This is a genomic window from Leifsonia sp. GW821-FHT13C09 (genome assembly GCF_058806435.1).
Genome location: NZ_JBXAPS010000001.1, coordinates 202,474 through 217,250, shown reverse-complemented (window position 1 = coordinate 217,250; position 14,777 = coordinate 202,474). Strand labels below are relative to the sequence as shown.

The 14,777-nt window shown below is 71.3% G+C and carries 14 protein-coding genes; 3 read left to right on the top strand and 11 right to left on the bottom strand.

The genetic code is table 11. The features are described from left to right. Window positions 1-52: 52 nt before the first annotated feature. From yajC to pdxS, 8 genes are all read right to left on the bottom strand, one after another. Window positions 53-454 (bottom strand): preprotein translocase subunit YajC, encoded by a 402-nt coding sequence (gene yajC / locus AC1ROW_RS01020; protein ID WP_493017022.1) that lies wholly within the window; start codon window positions 452-454, stop codon window positions 53-55. Between the two features lie 59 nt (window positions 455-513). After that, complete coding sequence (gene ruvB, locus AC1ROW_RS01015; protein ID WP_493017021.1) at window positions 514-1,566, bottom strand: Holliday junction branch migration DNA helicase RuvB; 1,053 nt, start codon at window positions 1,564-1,566, stop codon at window positions 514-516. Beyond that, window positions 1,563-2,201, bottom strand: coding sequence for a Holliday junction branch migration protein RuvA (gene ruvA, locus AC1ROW_RS01010; protein ID WP_493017020.1), 639 nt, complete (start codon window positions 2,199-2,201; stop codon window positions 1,563-1,565). The genes ruvB and ruvA overlap by 4 nt, the downstream gene beginning before the upstream one ends. Continuing rightward, entirely contained in the window at window positions 2,198-2,797 is a 600-nt protein-coding gene (gene ruvC, locus AC1ROW_RS01005) for a crossover junction endodeoxyribonuclease RuvC (protein ID WP_493018335.1), read from the bottom strand. The genes ruvA and ruvC overlap by 4 nt, the downstream gene beginning before the upstream one ends. A gap of 15 nt (window positions 2,798-2,812) precedes the next feature. Continuing rightward, complete coding sequence (locus tag AC1ROW_RS01000) at window positions 2,813-3,574, bottom strand: YebC/PmpR family DNA-binding transcriptional regulator (protein ID WP_179605738.1); 762 nt, start codon at window positions 3,572-3,574, stop codon at window positions 2,813-2,815. Between the two features lie 120 nt (window positions 3,575-3,694). After that, on the bottom strand, window positions 3,695-5,356 hold the full coding sequence (locus AC1ROW_RS00995; protein ID WP_493017019.1) for an FAD-dependent oxidoreductase: 1,662 nt from the start codon (window positions 5,354-5,356) through the stop codon (window positions 3,695-3,697). A 39-nt stretch (window positions 5,357-5,395) separates the two neighbouring features. Further along, a complete protein-coding gene (pdxT, locus tag AC1ROW_RS00990; RefSeq protein WP_493017018.1) occupies window positions 5,396-6,025 on the bottom strand; it encodes a pyridoxal 5'-phosphate synthase glutaminase subunit PdxT in 630 nt (209 codons plus the stop codon). 10 nt (window positions 6,026-6,035) lie between these two features. Then, window positions 6,036-6,938, bottom strand: coding sequence for a pyridoxal 5'-phosphate synthase lyase subunit PdxS (gene pdxS / locus AC1ROW_RS00985; protein WP_493017017.1), 903 nt, complete (start codon window positions 6,936-6,938; stop codon window positions 6,036-6,038). A gap of 95 nt (window positions 6,939-7,033) precedes the next feature. Here pdxS and AC1ROW_RS00980 point away from each other — a divergent pair, with 95 nt between their 5' ends. Both AC1ROW_RS00980 and pdxY read left to right on the top strand, forming a co-directional pair. Further along, window positions 7,034-8,374, top strand: a complete 1,341-nt coding sequence (locus AC1ROW_RS00980; protein WP_493017016.1) for an aminotransferase class I/II-fold pyridoxal phosphate-dependent enzyme — start codon at window positions 7,034-7,036, stop codon at window positions 8,372-8,374. A gap of 17 nt (window positions 8,375-8,391) precedes the next feature. Beyond that, window positions 8,392-9,258, top strand: coding sequence for a pyridoxal kinase PdxY (gene pdxY, locus AC1ROW_RS00975; RefSeq protein WP_493017015.1), 867 nt, complete (start codon window positions 8,392-8,394; stop codon window positions 9,256-9,258). A 71-nt stretch (window positions 9,259-9,329) separates the two neighbouring features. Here pdxY and AC1ROW_RS00970 read toward each other — a convergent pair whose 3' ends face one another. The 3 genes from AC1ROW_RS00970 to AC1ROW_RS00960 form a co-directional block, all read right to left on the bottom strand. Next, window positions 9,330-9,857 (bottom strand): HIT family protein, encoded by a 528-nt coding sequence (locus AC1ROW_RS00970; protein ID WP_493018334.1) that lies wholly within the window; start codon window positions 9,855-9,857, stop codon window positions 9,330-9,332. Between the two features lie 104 nt (window positions 9,858-9,961). Continuing rightward, window positions 9,962-11,932 carry a threonine--tRNA ligase gene (gene thrS / locus AC1ROW_RS00965; protein WP_493017014.1) on the bottom strand — a complete coding sequence of 657 codons (1,971 nt, stop codon included), beginning with the start codon at window positions 11,930-11,932 and terminating at the stop codon, window positions 9,962-9,964. A gap of 103 nt (window positions 11,933-12,035) precedes the next feature. After that, complete coding sequence (locus AC1ROW_RS00960) at window positions 12,036-14,111, bottom strand: S53 family peptidase (protein ID WP_493017013.1); 2,076 nt, start codon at window positions 14,109-14,111, stop codon at window positions 12,036-12,038. Window positions 14,112-14,305: 194 nt separating this feature from the next. Between AC1ROW_RS00960 and AC1ROW_RS00955 the strand changes: the two genes are divergently transcribed. After that, the gene (locus tag AC1ROW_RS00955; protein ID WP_493017012.1) at window positions 14,306-14,746 is read left to right on the top strand and encodes a GNAT family N-acetyltransferase; all 441 of its coding nucleotides are present in this window, start codon (window positions 14,306-14,308) and stop codon (window positions 14,744-14,746) included. Window positions 14,747-14,777 lie beyond the last annotated feature (31 nt).

Below are 14,777 nucleotides of genomic sequence, written 5' to 3'. Positions count from 1 at the left end.
TTTCTACGAGCGATCCGCGCACCCTCTCGGCGCGCGGAGCACAGGGATGCTATCAGTCGTCGCTCTTCGCGCCGGGCTTCTTCGGCGCGTCGTCCAGCCGCTCGCCGAATTCCGGAGCGGAGGAGTCGGCCGGGATGGCGTGGTCCTCGTTGAGCTCCGGGCCCGCGACCTCGGTGTCGCCGGTCTCGGTGGTCTTCGGCTCCACGACGCGGGCGAGCACCTGGCGGTGCACCTTCACGACGTGGCCCGGGCTCGTCTCGATGACGGCGGTGTTGTCGTCCTCGTCGACGGAGAGCAGCGTGCCGTACAGGCCGAAGTTGGTCATCACCTCGGCGCCGGGCACCATCTTCGAACGCGTCTCCGCCTGCTCCTTCTGCCGCTTGCGGCTGTTGCGGAACATGAAGAAGACGAGGGCCGCCAGAATGACGACCATCACAATGGTCAACGGATCCATGAAGTAAGCCGAACCTTCCGGTGAAGTCAAGGGGGTGTGGCGCGAATGGCCAGCTTGAATTATATGTCATCCATCAGGGACGGTTGCTGTGAGTGCCCTTGCCGTTCGCCGCCAAGTCGCGGGCCGGCCAGTCCGAAGTGCCGCCAGGCCGCCGGCGTGGCGACGCGCCCGCGCGGCGTTCGGGACAGCAGCCCGATCCGGACCAGGAACGGCTCGACGACCGACTCGATGGTCTCCGCCTCCTCGCCGACCGACACCGCGAGGGTGTTGAGGCCCACCGGGCCGCCCTCGAAGCGCTCCAGGATGGCGTGCAGCACGGCGCGGTCGAGGCGGTCGAGGCCGAGCGGGTCCACGTCGTAGAGCTCCAGCGCGGCCTGCACGGCCGCAACGTCGGCGCGGCCGCCGTGCACCAGCGCGTAGTCGCGCACCCGGCGCAGCAGCCGGTTGGCGATGCGCGGGGTCCCGCGGCAGCGGCCGGCGATCTCCGCCAGCGCCTCCCGGTCGATCTCGAAGTCGAGCATCGTTGCCGCGCGGGTGAGCACCTGGGTCAGCTCGCCCTCATCGTAGAACTCCAGGTGGGCGGTGAAGCCGAAGCGGTCGCGCAGCGGGTTCGGCAGCAGCCCGGAGCGGGTCGTCGCGCCGACCAGCGTGAACGGGGCGAGGTCGAGCGGGATGGAGGTGGCGCCCGCGCCCTTGCCGACCATGATGTCGATCCGGAAGTCCTCCATCGCGAGGTAGAGCATCTCCTCCGCCGAGCGCGCCATTCGATGGATCTCGTCGATGAAGAGCACCTCCCCCGGCGTCAGCGACGACAGCAGCGCCGCGAGGTCGCCGGCGTGCTGGATGGCGGGGCCGCTGGAGAGCCGCAGCGGCCGCTCGCTCTCGTGCGCGACGATCATGGCGAGCGTGGTCTTGCCCAGTCCGGGAGGGCCGGCCAGGAGGATGTGGTCGGCCGTGCGCTCCTGCATCTTCGCGGCCGTCAGCAGCAGCTGGAGCTGGCCGCGGACCTTCGCCTGCCCGACGAACTCGGCCAGCGTGCGCGGACGCAGCGCGCCCTCGAAGGCGAGTTCTGACTCCGACTCGAGCTCGGGCGCGGTGAGGTCGTCGCTCATCGGGCCGCCCCGCTCGCCGCGCCGGCGCCGGCCGGGCCGAGGCGCGCGAGCGAGAGCCGCAGCAGGGCCTGGACGGAGTCGCGCGCGCTCTCGTCGGTCTCGGCGACGACGTCGGACACGGCCTCCGCCGCGATCTTCTCGGGCCAGCCGAGGCCGACCAGGGCGACGATCACGCTGTCGGGGACGGCTGACGGCGTGCCCTTCGCCTTCACCGCGCGGGCGGGCGCCCGGCGGGCGGCGGCGAGCTTGCCGGCGAGCGAGACGACGATGAGCTTGGCGGTCTTGGGGCCGATTCCGGAGACCTTGCGGAACGGCGCGTCGTCGTCGGCCGCGACCGCGTCCGCGACCTGGTCGGGGCTGAGCACCGACAGCACGCCGATCGCGGACTTGGGGCCCACGCCGGACACTCCGTTGAGCAGCTCGAAGGCCTGGAGCTGCTCGAGGTCTTCGAAGCCGAAGAGCTGGAGGGCGTCCTCCCGGACGATGAGCGAGGTGAACACGAACGCCTCCTCGCCGACGCGCAGGGACAGCACGTGGTCGGGGGTGAGCGTGACGGAGAAGCCGACCCCGCCCACCTCGATCACAGCGGTGCCGCCGCTGGCGGAGAGGACGGTGCCGCGGAGGGAGGAGATCACCTGGCCAGCCTACGGGGAACGGCCGACGTCCGGGCTGAGCGCTCCGCGGCGAGCCATGCGGCCTGCGCCGGGGTCTGAGCGGCGCCGCGCGGAGCCGCGCCCGCAGCTCCCCCGTCGGCCGCGGGGGCGCCGCGCCACGCGTGGCAGATCGCGATGGCGAGCGCGTCCGCGGCGTCCGCCGGCTTCGGAGCCTCCGCCAGCCCGAGGATGCGCGCGACCATCGCCTGCACCTGCTTCTTGTCGGCCGAGCCGTACCCCGTGATCGCCGCCTTGACCTCGCTCGGCGTGCGCAGCGCGACCGGGAGGCTGCGGCGAGCGGCGGCGTGCAGTGCCACCCCGCTCACCTGGGCGACGCCCATCACCGTGCGGAGGTTGTGCTGGGCGAAGACGCGCTCGATCGCCACCACGTCAGGGCGGTGCGCGTCGAGCAGCGCGTCGATCCCGGTGCCGACCGCCAGCAGCCGCTGCTCCAGCGGCATGTCCGCCGGCGTGCGGATGACCGTGACCTCCACCAGGGCGGCCTTCCTGTCGGGCCGGACGTCCACGACGCCGACACCGCAGCGCGTGAGACCCGGGTCGATGCCGAGCACCCGGATCGTCATGTGCGCGCCTTACTCGTCGTCTTCGAGCTGCGCCTGCACCTCGGGCGTGAGGTCGAGGTTCGTGTAGACGTTCTGCACGTCGTCCGAGTCCTCCAGGGCGTCGATGAGGCGGAAGACCTTGCGCGCCAGCTCGGCGTCGGCCTCCACGTTGACCGTGGCGACGAACTCGGCATCGGCCGAGTCGTAGTCGATGCCTGCCTCCTGGAGCGCGGTGCGCGCGGCGACCAGGTCGGTGGCCTCGGTCAGGACTTCGAAGCTCTCGCCGCGGTCGGTGACCTCCTCGGCTCCCGCGTCGAGGACGGCGGTGAGGACGGTGTCCTCGTCGACGCCGTCGGCGTGCGGGACGACGATGACGCCCTTGCGGTGGAAGTTGTAGGCCACGCTGCCCGGGTCGGCCATGGTGCCGCCGTTGCGCGACATCGCGGTGCGGACCTCGGCGGCGGCGCGGTTCTTGTTGTCGGTGAGGCACTCGATCATGAGGGCGACGCCGCCAGGGCCGTAGCCCTCGTACATGATGGTCGTGTACTCGATGGACTCGCCGGTCAGGCCGGCGCCGCGCTTGATCGCGCGGTCGATGTTGTCGTTGGGGACGGAGGTCTTCTTGGCCTTCTGGACCGCGTCGACCAGGGTCGGGTTGCCGGACAGGTCGGCGCCGCCGGTCTTCGCCGCCACCTCGATGTTCTTGATGAGCTTGGCGAACGACTTGGCGCGGCGGGCGTCGATGACCGCCTTCTTGTGCTTGGTCGTTGCCCACTTGGAATGCCCGGACACTGGTGCTCCCTCGAGTTGCTGTTGAACCTGTCCATAATAATGCCTCGGCCCTAGGCCTCCCGAAGACGCGGCCGGCGCGAAGGCGGCGCGGCAAGCGGACGGGACCCCGAAGCGGAAGCGCTACTGCGCCGCGAGCGCCCTGTGCACCGACGCGACCGCGCTCGCGCCCTCCCCGACCGCAGCAGCGATGCGCTTCATCGAGCCGTGCCGCACGTCGCCCGCAGCGAACACCCCGGTCAGGCTCGTCTCGAAGGGAAGCGGCCCCCGGCCGGCGTCGGCCGCCGCCGGGAGGTCCACGTCCGTCAGCAGGAAGCCGCTGCCGTCCACCGCCGCACCGCTCAGCCACGATGCCTGCGGCTCCGCGCCGACGAAGCAGAACAGTGCCGCCGCGGGGACTCGCTCGGTGTCGCCGGTGGCGGAGGAGGTCAGGGTGACGCCCTCCAAGCGGTCGCCTCCGTGCAGCGCCGTCACGTCCGACGACGTGTGCACGGTGATCCGCTCGTGCGACCGCACCCGGTCGACCAGGTAGCTGGACATCTTGGTCGCGATATCCGGTCCGCGGACGACGATGGCCACATCGCTGCCGAGCTCGGCGAGGTACAGGGCGGCCTGGCCGGCCGAGTTCGCCCCGCCCACGACGACCGCGGGCCGGCGGGCGACGGTCCTGGCCTCCAACTCGGTCGTCGCGAAGAAGATGCTTCCGCCCTCGAACTCCGGCCATCGCTCCAGCGGCAGCCGCCGGTAGCGCGCGCCGGTGGCCACGACGATCGCGCGTGCCTGGATCGCGTCGCCCTCCGCCAGCGTCAGCTCGTGGCCTCCTTCGCGCGGCGCCAGCCCGGTGACCTCGGCCGGCGCCGACAACCGCACGCCGAACTTCAGCGCCTGCACGAGGCCCAGCTCGGTGATCTCGGCGCCCGAGACACCGGACGGGAAGCCGAGGTAGTTCTCGATCCGCGAGCTGGCCGCGGCCTGGCCGCCGGGCGCGAGGGCGTCGAGCACCAGGGTGCGCAGCCCTTCGGAGGCGCCGTAGATCCCGGCGGCGAGGCCGGCCGGTCCGGCGCCGACGACGACCAGGTCGAACTCGTCGCCGTCGCGGTAGCGGTACGCCAGGCCGACCGCCTCGGCGAGGGCGAGCGGGGTGGCCGCGGCGATCACGGCGCCGCGGGACACGACGAGCGGGAGGTCGAGCCCGGCGTGCTCGGAAGCCTCCAGCGCCGCACGGCCCGCGTCGGTGGAGACGTCCGTCCAGCGGTGCGGCAGTTCCATGCGCGCGGCGTAGCGGCGCAGCGCCAGGGCCGCGGCGGAGCCCTCCGTCCCGAAGATCTGCGTGGTGCGGTCGGCGGCGGCCATCAGCAGACGCCGGCGGCCGCGGAAGGCAGCGAGCAGGATCTCCGACAGCTCCCCGTCGTTCGACATGAGCTGCTTGAAGACCGCATTGGGGACGCGCCGCACCCGGCTCGGCTCCACGATCCGGGCGGTGAGCAGCGACGCCTGGCCGGTCAGCATGCTCAGCTCGCCGAGGAACTCGCCGGCCTGCCACTCGGCGACGACGCGCGCGGGCGAGTCCGCGGTCGCCTCGCGGACGATGTCGACCCGGCCCGACTCCATGACGAAGAAGTCGAGTTCCTCGTCGCCGGCCCGGAACAGCGTGTCCCCGACGGCGAACTCCTCCGAAGCGCCGAGCGCCATCAGGCGGGCGAGCGCGTCCTGCTCCAAGACGGGGTTGGCCGCGGTGCCGACCGGGACCCGGAACGGCGGCCGTTCAGCAGGAGGCGTCGGCACGCCGCGATCATAGGCGACCGCGGCGAGGCCGCACCATCCTCAGACCGCGGCGTCCACCCGGCCGGCGACGCGTGCCCGCACCTTCTCCAGGAAGTACGCGTGGAAGCGCGTGTCGCCGGTGATCTCGGGGTGGAACGACGTCCCGAGCAGGTCGCCCTGCTCGACGGCGACGACCCGGCCGTCCGGAACGCGCGCCAGCACGGTCGCCCGCTCCCCCACGCTCTCGACGATCGGGGCGCGGATGAACACCGCGTGCACCGGCTCGTCGCCGAGCTGAGGGATGTCGAGGTCGGTCTCGAACGAGTCCACCTGCGAGCCGAACGCGTTGCGGCGCACGGCGACGTCCAGGCCGCCGAGACTCTGCTGACCCGCGATTCCGTCCACGATCGCGTCCGCGAGCATGATCAGCCCGGCGCAGGTGCCGTACACCGGCAGCCCGCCGGCGATCGCCGCTTTCAGCGGCTCGGCGACGCCGAACGCGCGCGACAGCTTGTCCATGACGCTGGACTCGCCGCCCGGGATGACCAGGCCGTCGATCCGCTCCAGCTCCTCCGCCCGGCGCACGGGGACGGCGTCGGCGCCGAGGCCCCGCAGGACCGCGAGGTGCTCGCGGAAATCCCCCTGCAGGGCCAGGACGCCGACGCGCGGGCCGGTCGCTGTCGACGGCATCGGGTCCGCGTTACCAGCCACGCTCGGCGAGGCGGTGCGGCGCGGCGAGGTCGGAGACGTTGATGCCGACCATCGCCTCGCCCAGGCCACGGGAGACCTCGGCGATGACCTGCGGGTCGTCGTAGAATGTGGTGGCCTTGACGATCGCGGCCGCGCGCTGCTCCGGGTTGCCCGACTTGAAGATGCCCGAGCCGACGAAGACGCCATCCGCGCCGAGCTGCATCATCATCGCGGCGTCGGCCGGGGTGGCCACGCCGCCCGCGGTGAACAGCACGACGGGGAGCTTGCCGGTCTCGGCGATCTCCGCCACCAGCTCGTACGGGGCCTGGAGGTCCTTGGCGGCGACGTAGAGCTCGTCCTTCGTCATCGACTTCAGCGCGTTGATCTCCGAGGTGATCTTGCGGATGTGCTTGGTGGCCTCCGAGACGTCGCCGGTGCCGGCCTCGCCCTTGGAGCGGATCATCGCCGCGCCCTCGTTGATGCGGCGCAGGGCCTCACCGAGGTTGGTGGCGCCGCAGACGAACGGGACGGTGAACTGCCACTTATCGATGTGGTTGACGTAGTCGGCGGGCGAGAGCACCTCGGACTCGTCGATGTAGTCGACGTCGAGCGCCTGCAGCACCTGGGCCTCGACGAAGTGGCCGATGCGGGCCTTCGCCATGACCGGGATGGAGACCTCGGCGATGATCGCCTCGATCAGGTCGGGGTCGCTCATACGGGCGACGCCGCCCTGCGCGCGGATGTCGGCTGGGACGCGCTCCAGCGCCATCACGGCGACGGCGCCGGCGTCCTCGGCGATGCGGGCCTGCTCCGGTGTGACGACGTCCATGATGACGCCGCCGTTCAGCATCTCGGCCAGGCCGCGCTTGACCCGGCTCGACCCCGTGGCGGTGCCCTGTTCTGTGACTGTCATGATCGCCCTCTCGTGCGGTACAAAAACTGTTTTGGCCTATGCCGAACGATAGCATCCTCTCAGAGGCTGGTTAGACTCGACGCCGGGGAGCGGATATGGACGAACAGGTCATCACGGGCACGACTGCGGCGGAGATCGCGGCGAGCGTGCGCGCGCTGCACGAGCGCGGGGCCCTGCGCCGCGGCGACGCCCTCCCCCCGGTGCGCGAGCTGGCCGCCCAGCTGCGCATCAACCGCAACACGGCGGTCGCCGCCTACCGGCTGCTGGCGCAAGCCGGCGTGGTCGTGGCGCGCGGCCGGGCGGGCACGGTCATCGCGGGTGTCGAGGCCGTCGCCCAGGAGGGCTACGCGGCCGACAGCATCCTCCGCGACGTCGGCACGGGCAACCCGGACCCGAAGCGGATCCCCGATCTCTCGTCGGCCCTGGCCCGCGCGACCGGGCGACCGGTGCTCTACGGCGAGCCGGTGATCGACCCGGCGCTGGAGGCACGGGCGCTGGCGTGGGTGCGGGAGGACCTCCGCGACCTCGAACCCGGCCCCGGCCTCCGCATCACCGTGACGAACGGGGCCGTCGACGCCGTCGAGCGGCTGCTGGCCCAGGCACTGCTGCGCGATGACGCGGTCGCGCTCGAGGACCCCTGCTTCCTCGCCAGCATCCACACGGTCCGGCACGGCGGCTACCGCGCGGTGCCCGTGCCGGTGGACGCCGAGGGGATGACCGTCGACGGCCTCCGCGCGGCGCTCGACGCCGGCGTGCGCGCGATCATCTGCACGCCGCGCGCCCAGAACCCGACCGGGGCGACCCTCTCCCCCGCCCGCGCCGCCGCCCTCCGCGAGTTGCTGGCCGACCATCCCTACGTGCTCGTCATCGAGGACGACCACTTCTCCATGCTGTCGCAGCGTCCGTACGAGACGCTGATCGGTCCAGGGCACCGCCGCTTCGCGCTGGTCCGCTCGGTGTCGAAGTTCCTCGGCCCGGACATGTGCCTGGCGATCGCCGCGACCGACGCGGAGACGGCCGACCGCCTCGCGTTCCGGCTCAGCCCCGGCACCACCTGGGTGAGCCACATCCTCCAGCGCCTGGTGCTCGCGCAGCTCACCGACGCCACGGTGCTGGGCGAGGTCGCGGAGGCAGGTCGGCACTACGCCGCGCAGAACGCGGCGTTCGCGGCGCGGCTGAGCGCGCGCGGCCTCCCGACCGAGGCCGGCGACGGCCTCAACCTGTGGGTGGCGCTGCCGGTCGAGGCGCGGCTCGTGGCCGATCGGCTGATGCGCCGCGGCTGGCTGGCGCGCACGGGCGACGAGTTCCTGCTCGGCGGCCGGCCGGCGCCGTCGCACCACCTGCGGTTGACGGTGCACGACCTCGGCGAGGAGGAGGCGGACAGGCTCGTGGACGACCTCGTGGAGGCCGCCGAGCGGTCGGTGCCCCGGCCCTGATCTGACAGGATCGAAGGATGCGTATCCTCTCCATCCAGTCCGCCGTCGCCTACGGTCATGTGGGCAATTCCGCCGCCGTGTTCCCGCTCCAGCGCATCGGCGTGGAGGTGCTCCCCGTCTACACCGTGAACTTCTCCAACCACACCGGCTACGGCGCGTGGCGCGGGCCGCTCATCGCCCCGGACGACGTGCGCGCGGTGATCACCGGGATCGAGGAGCGCGGCGTGCTCGGGACGATCGACGCCGTCCTGTCCGGATATCAGGGCAGCGAGGGCATCGGCGACGTGATCGTGGACGCCGTCGCCCGGGTCAAGGCCGCCAACCCGGACGCGGCGTACGCCTGCGACCCGGTGATGGGCAACGCGAAGTCCGGCTGCTTCGTCGCGCCGGCGATCCCGGAGCTGCTGCGCGAGAAGGTCGTGCCGGTCGCCGACATCATCACGCCCAACCAGTTCGAGCTCGGCTACCTCACCGGCACGGAGCCGGGCGACCTGGAGTCCACGCTCGCCGCGGTCGACGCCGCGCGGGCGATGGGGCCGCGCACCGTCCTGGTCACGAGCGTGGAGCGGCCCGACCAGCCGGAGGACACCATCGAGATGCTGGCGGTGGACGACGCGGGCGCGTGGATCGTGCAGACGCCGCGGCTGGCCCTGAAGGCGAACGGGTCGGGCGATGTGACGGCGGCGCTGTTCACCGCGCACTACCTGGCGTCGCGCCGGGCGGGATCCGGCGACGCGGCCTCCGCGTTGAGCAAGACCGTGTCCAGCGTGTACGACCTGCTCGTGAACACACTCGCGTCGGGCGACCGCGAACTCCAGCTCGTGGAGTCGCAGGAGTCCTACGCTCACCCGCGCGAGCAGTTCACGGTCACGCAGCTGCGCTGACGCGCGCACATTCGTGCCGAATGTCGACTCTCGCCGCGCGAGAGTCGACATTCGCCACGAATCGCTGCCGCCTAGGCCTTCGGCCAGGCGGTGGCGATGGCCTGCCGCACCTCGCCGAGGAGTTGGGGCAGGGCTTTGGTCTTCGCGATGATCGGGAAGAAGTTCGCGTCCTGCGCCCAGCGCGGCACGATGTGCTGGTGCAGGTGCGCCGCGATGCCGGCGCCCGCGACCACCCCCTGATTCATCCCGATGTTGAAGCCGTCGTTGCGAGAGACCTCGCGGATGACGCGCATCGCCGTCTGGGTGATTCTGCCGATCTCGGCGACCTCCTCCGGCGTGGCCTCGTCGTAGTTCGCGATGTGGCGGTACGGGCAGACCAGCAGGTGACCGCTGTTGTACGGGAACAGGTTGAGCAGCGCGAAGGCGTGCTCGCCGCGTGCCACGATCAGCGCGTCCTCGTCGCTCAGGCTCGGCGCCACGCAGAACGGGCAGTCGTCCTTGCCGGGCTGCTGACCGTGCTGGATGTAGACCATCCGGTGCGGGGTCCACAGCCGCTGGAACTCGTCCGGCACCCCGGCGAGGTGCGACGGGTCGTCCATGCGGATGCCCTCCGCACCGACGTCCCCGCCGCTCTGCTCGCCGCTCTGCTCGCCGCTCTGCTCGCCGCTCTGCTCGCCACCGTGGTCCGCGTAGTCCTCGAGGCTCAGGCGGGCCATGCCGTCTCGACCAGCTCGTGGCTCTCGATGCTCCCGACGATCCGCTCGATCGCCTCGTCCACGGTCACGCCGTTGCGCTGCGTGCCGTCGCGGAAGCGGAAGCTGACCGTGCCTGCGTTCGCGTCCTCCTCGCCCACGATGAGCTGGAAGGGCACCTTCGCCTTGGTGTGCGTGCGGATCTTCTTCTGCATGCGGTCGTCCGAGTGGTCGACCTCGGCGCGGACGCCGCGGGCGCGCAGCCGTGCGATCACCTCGTCCAGGAACGGCGCGTAGTTGTCGGCGACGGGGATGCCCACCACCTGGACCGGAGACAGCCAGACCGGGAAGGCGCCCGCGTAGTGCTCCAGGAGGATCGCGAAGAACCGCTCGATCGACCCGAGCAGCGCGCGGTGGATCATCGCCGGCTGCTTGCGGGTGCCGTCGGCCGCGTTGTACTCCAGCTCGAACAGCTCCGGCTGGTTGAAGTCCAGCTGGACCGTCGAGAGCTGCCAGGTGCGGCCGATCGCGTCGCGCGCCTGCACGGAGATCTTCGGGCCGTAGAACGCCGCCCCGCCCGGGTCGTCCACGAGCTCCAGCCCGGACGCGATCGCCACCTCGCGGAGGGTCTCGGTCGCGGTCTCCCAGCTCTCGTCGCTGCCGACGTACTTCTCCGGGTCCTTCGTGGAGAGCTCCAGGTAGAAGTCGGTGAGGCCGTAGCCGCGCAGGGTCTCCAGCACGAAGTCGAGCTGGCGCGCGACCTCGTCCCTGATCTGCTCCTCTGTCACGTAGATGTGCGCGTCGTCCTGCGTGAGGCCGCGGACCCGGGTGAGGCCGGAGAGCGTGCCGGACTTCTCGTACCGGTACACGGTGCCGAATTCGGCCAGCCGCAGCGGCAGCTCGCGGTAGCTGCGCCCCCGGGCCCGGAAGATCAAGTTGTGCATCGGGCAGTTCATCGGCTTCAGGTAGTAGTCCTGCCCCTGCCGGGTGATGTTGCCCTCGGCGTCGCGCTCCTCGTCCAGGTGCATGGGCGGGAACATGCCGTCCTTGTACCAGTTGAGGTGCTGGCTGGTCTCGAAGAGGTGCGCCTTGGTGATGTGCGGCGTGTTCACGACCTCGTAGCCGTTCGCGATCAGCCGATCGCGCATGTAGTCCTCGATCTCCTTGCGGATGATCCCGCCCTTGGGGTGGAACACCGCCAGGCCCGAGCCGATCTCGTCGGGGAAGCTGAACAGGTCGAGCTCCGCGCCGAGCTTGCGGTGGTCGCGCTTGGCGGCCTCCTCCATGCGGGTCTGGTACGCGCGCAGCTCGTCCTTGCTGGGCCACGCGGTGCCGTAGATGCGCTGCAGCTGCGGGTTCTTCTCCGAGCCGCGCCAGTAGGCGGCCGCCACCCGGGTCAGCGCCCAGCCGTTGCCGAGCATGCGGGTGCTCGGGACGTGCGGGCCGCGGCAGAGGTCCTTCCAGACCGTCTCGCCGGTCTTCGGGTCGACGTTGTCGTAGATGGTCAGCTCGCCGGAACCGACCTCGACGGACTCGTCGCCGCCGCCGGACTCCGCGCCGGAGCCCTTCAGCCCGATCAGCTCGAGCTTGTACGGCTCGCCGGCGAGCTCGGCACGCGCCTCGTCGTCGGTCACGACGCGGCGCATGAACCGCTGGCCCGCGCGGACGATGCGCGCCATCTCCTTGTCGAGGGCCTTGAGGTCCTCGGGGGTGAACGGCTCGGCCACATCGAAGTCGTAGTAGAAGCCGTCGGTGATGGGCGGCCCGATGCCGAGCTTGGCCTCCGGGTTGATCGCCTGCACGGCCTGCGCGAGGACGTGGGCGGTGGAGTGGCGGAGGATGCTCAGGCCGTCGGGAGAGTCGATGGTGACCGGCTCGACGGTGTCGGTGGTCGTGACGGTCGTCGCGAGATCCTTCAGCTCACCGTTGACGCGCATCGCGACAACGGAACGGTCGGTGAAGAGCTCGAAGCCGTCGGCCACCTGTCCACTCCTAGAGTCGTATTCCAATGGGATGCGTCAACTCTAGTCGGCACGAGTGCCCCCTCCCGTCCGGGAGGGGGCACTCGGCACTGCGAGGGACGCGCTACTTGGTGATCGCCGCGAAGAAGGAGGCGCCGTTCGGCGTCCCAACTCCGGTGGCGGTGTCGTAGCCCTTGATGCTGTGGAGCGTCTGGTTCGGCGTCTCCTGCGTCCGCAGGCTGTAGCTGAGACCGCCGGCGGCGTTCTCGCTGTTGAGGTAGTTGACGCGGAGGACGCTCGGCAGCGCCGAGCCGAACAGGTCGGCCTGGTCGACGTCGTAGTAGGCCGAGCCTCCCGCCGAGTACGCCCCGTAGATGCGCGGGTTCAGGAACCCGAGCGGGGAGCCGGCGACCTGGTTGGCCACGGCGGCGATGCCCGCGGTCAGCGGCGCCGCGACGGAGGTGCCGCCGATGCGGTACTCGTCGTAGTACGTGCCGTCGCTGAACGCCTGGGTCTGCCCGACGAGCAGGCCCGTGTTCGGGTCGGCCAGGGCGCTGATGTCGGGCACCAGCCTCCCGGAGGCCGAGCCGACCGCCGCCGCCTGGTACGACGGCTGGGCGAAGACCTTGCTCACGCCTCCGCCGCCACCGCCGTTGAAGCCGCCCGGAAGGGCCGTCTTGAACGTGCCGTCCAGCTCGTACGGGGCTCCCGACAGGTGGTCGGTCGCCGTCGGCGTCACGGAGTCGAGCCCGGTCTGCCAGCCCACCTCGAACGAGCGCTTCCAGCCGCTCGTGTTGAGGGCGGAGGACGGGTCGTCGACGGAGGCGTAGCTGAGGCCGGTCGGCGCCGCCGCTGTGGGTACGACCGAGGCGGACGAGCCGCCGACCGCGGTCACCCACGGGCTGTCCGCATAGAAGTCGACCTGGGGCGAACCGAAGTTCTTGACCTCGTCACCGCTGTCGCCACTGGAGACGAAGACGCCGATGCCGGTGGCCGCCGCCTGGATGAAGGTGTTGTTGAGGCTGTTGATGTAGCCCTGCGGCACCGCCTCCCCCGCGAACCCGTAGCTGATCGAGAGGATGCTCGCCAGGTGCTTGTCGACGATGTGGTTGACCGACGCGTCGAAGTCCTGACGCGCGTTCGAGGAGCCGACGTACAGCAGGCTGGCGTCCGGCGCCGTCGTGTGGATGGCCTCCGCGTCGAGGGTCTCCTCGCCGTAGAAGTCGCCGGGCGTCTGCTTCGGGGTGTCGGGGTGCTTGTACACGCCCGGCGCCACGATCTGCGTGATCTTCGGTGCCGGGAGGCCGTGCAGGCTGCTGTACTTCGTCACGTCCTGCACGAGCGTCGGGCTCGCGGTCGCGCCGACGAAGGCGACCGTCTGGCCGGCTCCCGTCGCGGCGACCGTGTCGAGGCCGTAGAGGCCGCGCACCTGCGCCGGCGTGTAGCCGCAGGGGGCGATCGGCTTGCTGCTGGTGCCGTAGGCGGGAGCATTCGGCATCGCGACCGTCTTCTCGCCGTACCAGAGCGAGCAGGGCTGGCCGGCGCGGAAGCCCGCGGACGGTGCGCCGTGGACCTGGTTCGGGCCGTTGCCGTTCGTCGTGCCGTTGCCGGTGGTGTTGGTCGGCGCGATGAGATCGGCCCCCTGGTCGAGGCCCGCCACGCTCTCCACGATCCCGGTGAGCGACGCTGGGATCGTGACCGCCGACTCCGGCGCGCGCAGCGTCGTGCCGTACGCGTCGTACTCGCCGAGCGTGACGCCGAACGCGCTCTGCGCCTGCGCCACGGTTCCCTCGGCCGAGACGTACCGGTTGTTCGACGGCGTGTCCACGATCGAGAAGCCGGCCTTGCGCAGGAACTGCTGCACCGCCACCACGCTGGACTGCGCCGGCGCGAACTGCTGGCGGAACTGCTGCGGCGTCAGGTAGCGCCGGTAGCTCGCCGAGCCGGGCGTGGACACGGCGAGCGCCGTCGCCTCCGCCTGGGCCTGGTTCTGCCACGGCAGGTACACCCGCAGGTCGACCGTGTCGGTCGCAGGGGCCGCCGAGCGGAGCGCCTTCGCGTTCGCCCAGGCCGGCTGGCTGCCGGGCAGGGCGTTCCTGCCGGAGTCGGCGACGGCGGGCGACGCGGCCACCGCGGCAAAGAGAAGGGCCGCGCCGGTGGTGACGGCTGCGGCCCTGAGGGTTCTGGTTGTCGTGCGCATGGATGTCCTTTCACCGATGCGATGGATGCGCTGGTCGGCGCAGGGCTATCAAACCCCTGTGAACGGGGGTAGACCAAGCATGGTTCTCTGAGAATCCGTTCAGGAAAGCCGGGTGGCCTCCGGCTGACTCTCATCCGAGCGGACGGACGGGCAGCGAGGGAGCAGCACGAAACGCGGTTGTTACGGTGGAGAGCATGACCACGATCGAGATCGACATCCCGACCGCACTCGACAGCACCGACCTGGCCGCCCTGCGCAGGCTGCTGCCGCAACTGTCCCGCTCGTCCACGTTCGACCAGGACCGGGTGCTGGCCATGCTGGCCCACCCCGGCACGGACCTCCTCGTCGCGCGTGTGGACGGCGCGGTCGCCGGGATGGCGACACTGGTGTCCTTCCCGCTGGCGACCGGCTGGCGCGGGCACGTGGATGACGTGGTGGTGGACGACGCGCACCGCGGCCGGGGCGTCGCCCGCAGGCTCCTGACCGCGATCATCGAGCTCGCCGAGGCGCAGGGGCTCCGGACGCTCGACCTGACCTCACGACCGAGCCGCCGGGCGGCGATCGCGCTGTACGAGTCGGTGGGGTTCGTGCGGCGGGACTCGACGCTGATGCGGTATGCGGGGGTGCGCGACTAGGGGCGGACCCGACGCCGGGCCCTGGTTATAC

Coding starts and splice junctions, on each gene's coding strand:
- yajC (WP_493017022.1), bottom strand. CDS start 454: ATGGATCCGTTGACCATTGTGATGGTCGTCATTCTGGCGGCCCTCGTC.
- ruvB (WP_493017021.1), bottom strand. CDS start 1,566: ATGAGCGACGACCTCACCGCGCCCGAGCTCGAGTCGGAGTCAGAACTC.
- pdxT (WP_493017018.1), bottom strand. CDS start 6,025: ATGCCGTCGACAGCGACCGGCCCGCGCGTCGGCGTCCTGGCCCTGCAG.
- pdxS (WP_493017017.1), bottom strand. CDS start 6,938: ATGACAGTCACAGAACAGGGCACCGCCACGGGGTCGAGCCGGGTCAAG.
- AC1ROW_RS00980 (WP_493017016.1), top strand. CDS start 7,034: ATGGACGAACAGGTCATCACGGGCACGACTGCGGCGGAGATCGCGGCG.
- pdxY (WP_493017015.1), top strand. CDS start 8,392: ATGCGTATCCTCTCCATCCAGTCCGCCGTCGCCTACGGTCATGTGGGC.
- AC1ROW_RS00970 (WP_493018334.1), bottom strand. CDS start 9,857: ATGGACGACCCGTCGCACCTCGCCGGGGTGCCGGACGAGTTCCAGCGG.
- AC1ROW_RS00960 (WP_493017013.1), bottom strand. CDS start 14,111: ATGCGCACGACAACCAGAACCCTCAGGGCCGCAGCCGTCACCACCGGC.
- AC1ROW_RS00955 (WP_493017012.1), top strand. CDS start 14,306: ATGACCACGATCGAGATCGACATCCCGACCGCACTCGACAGCACCGAC.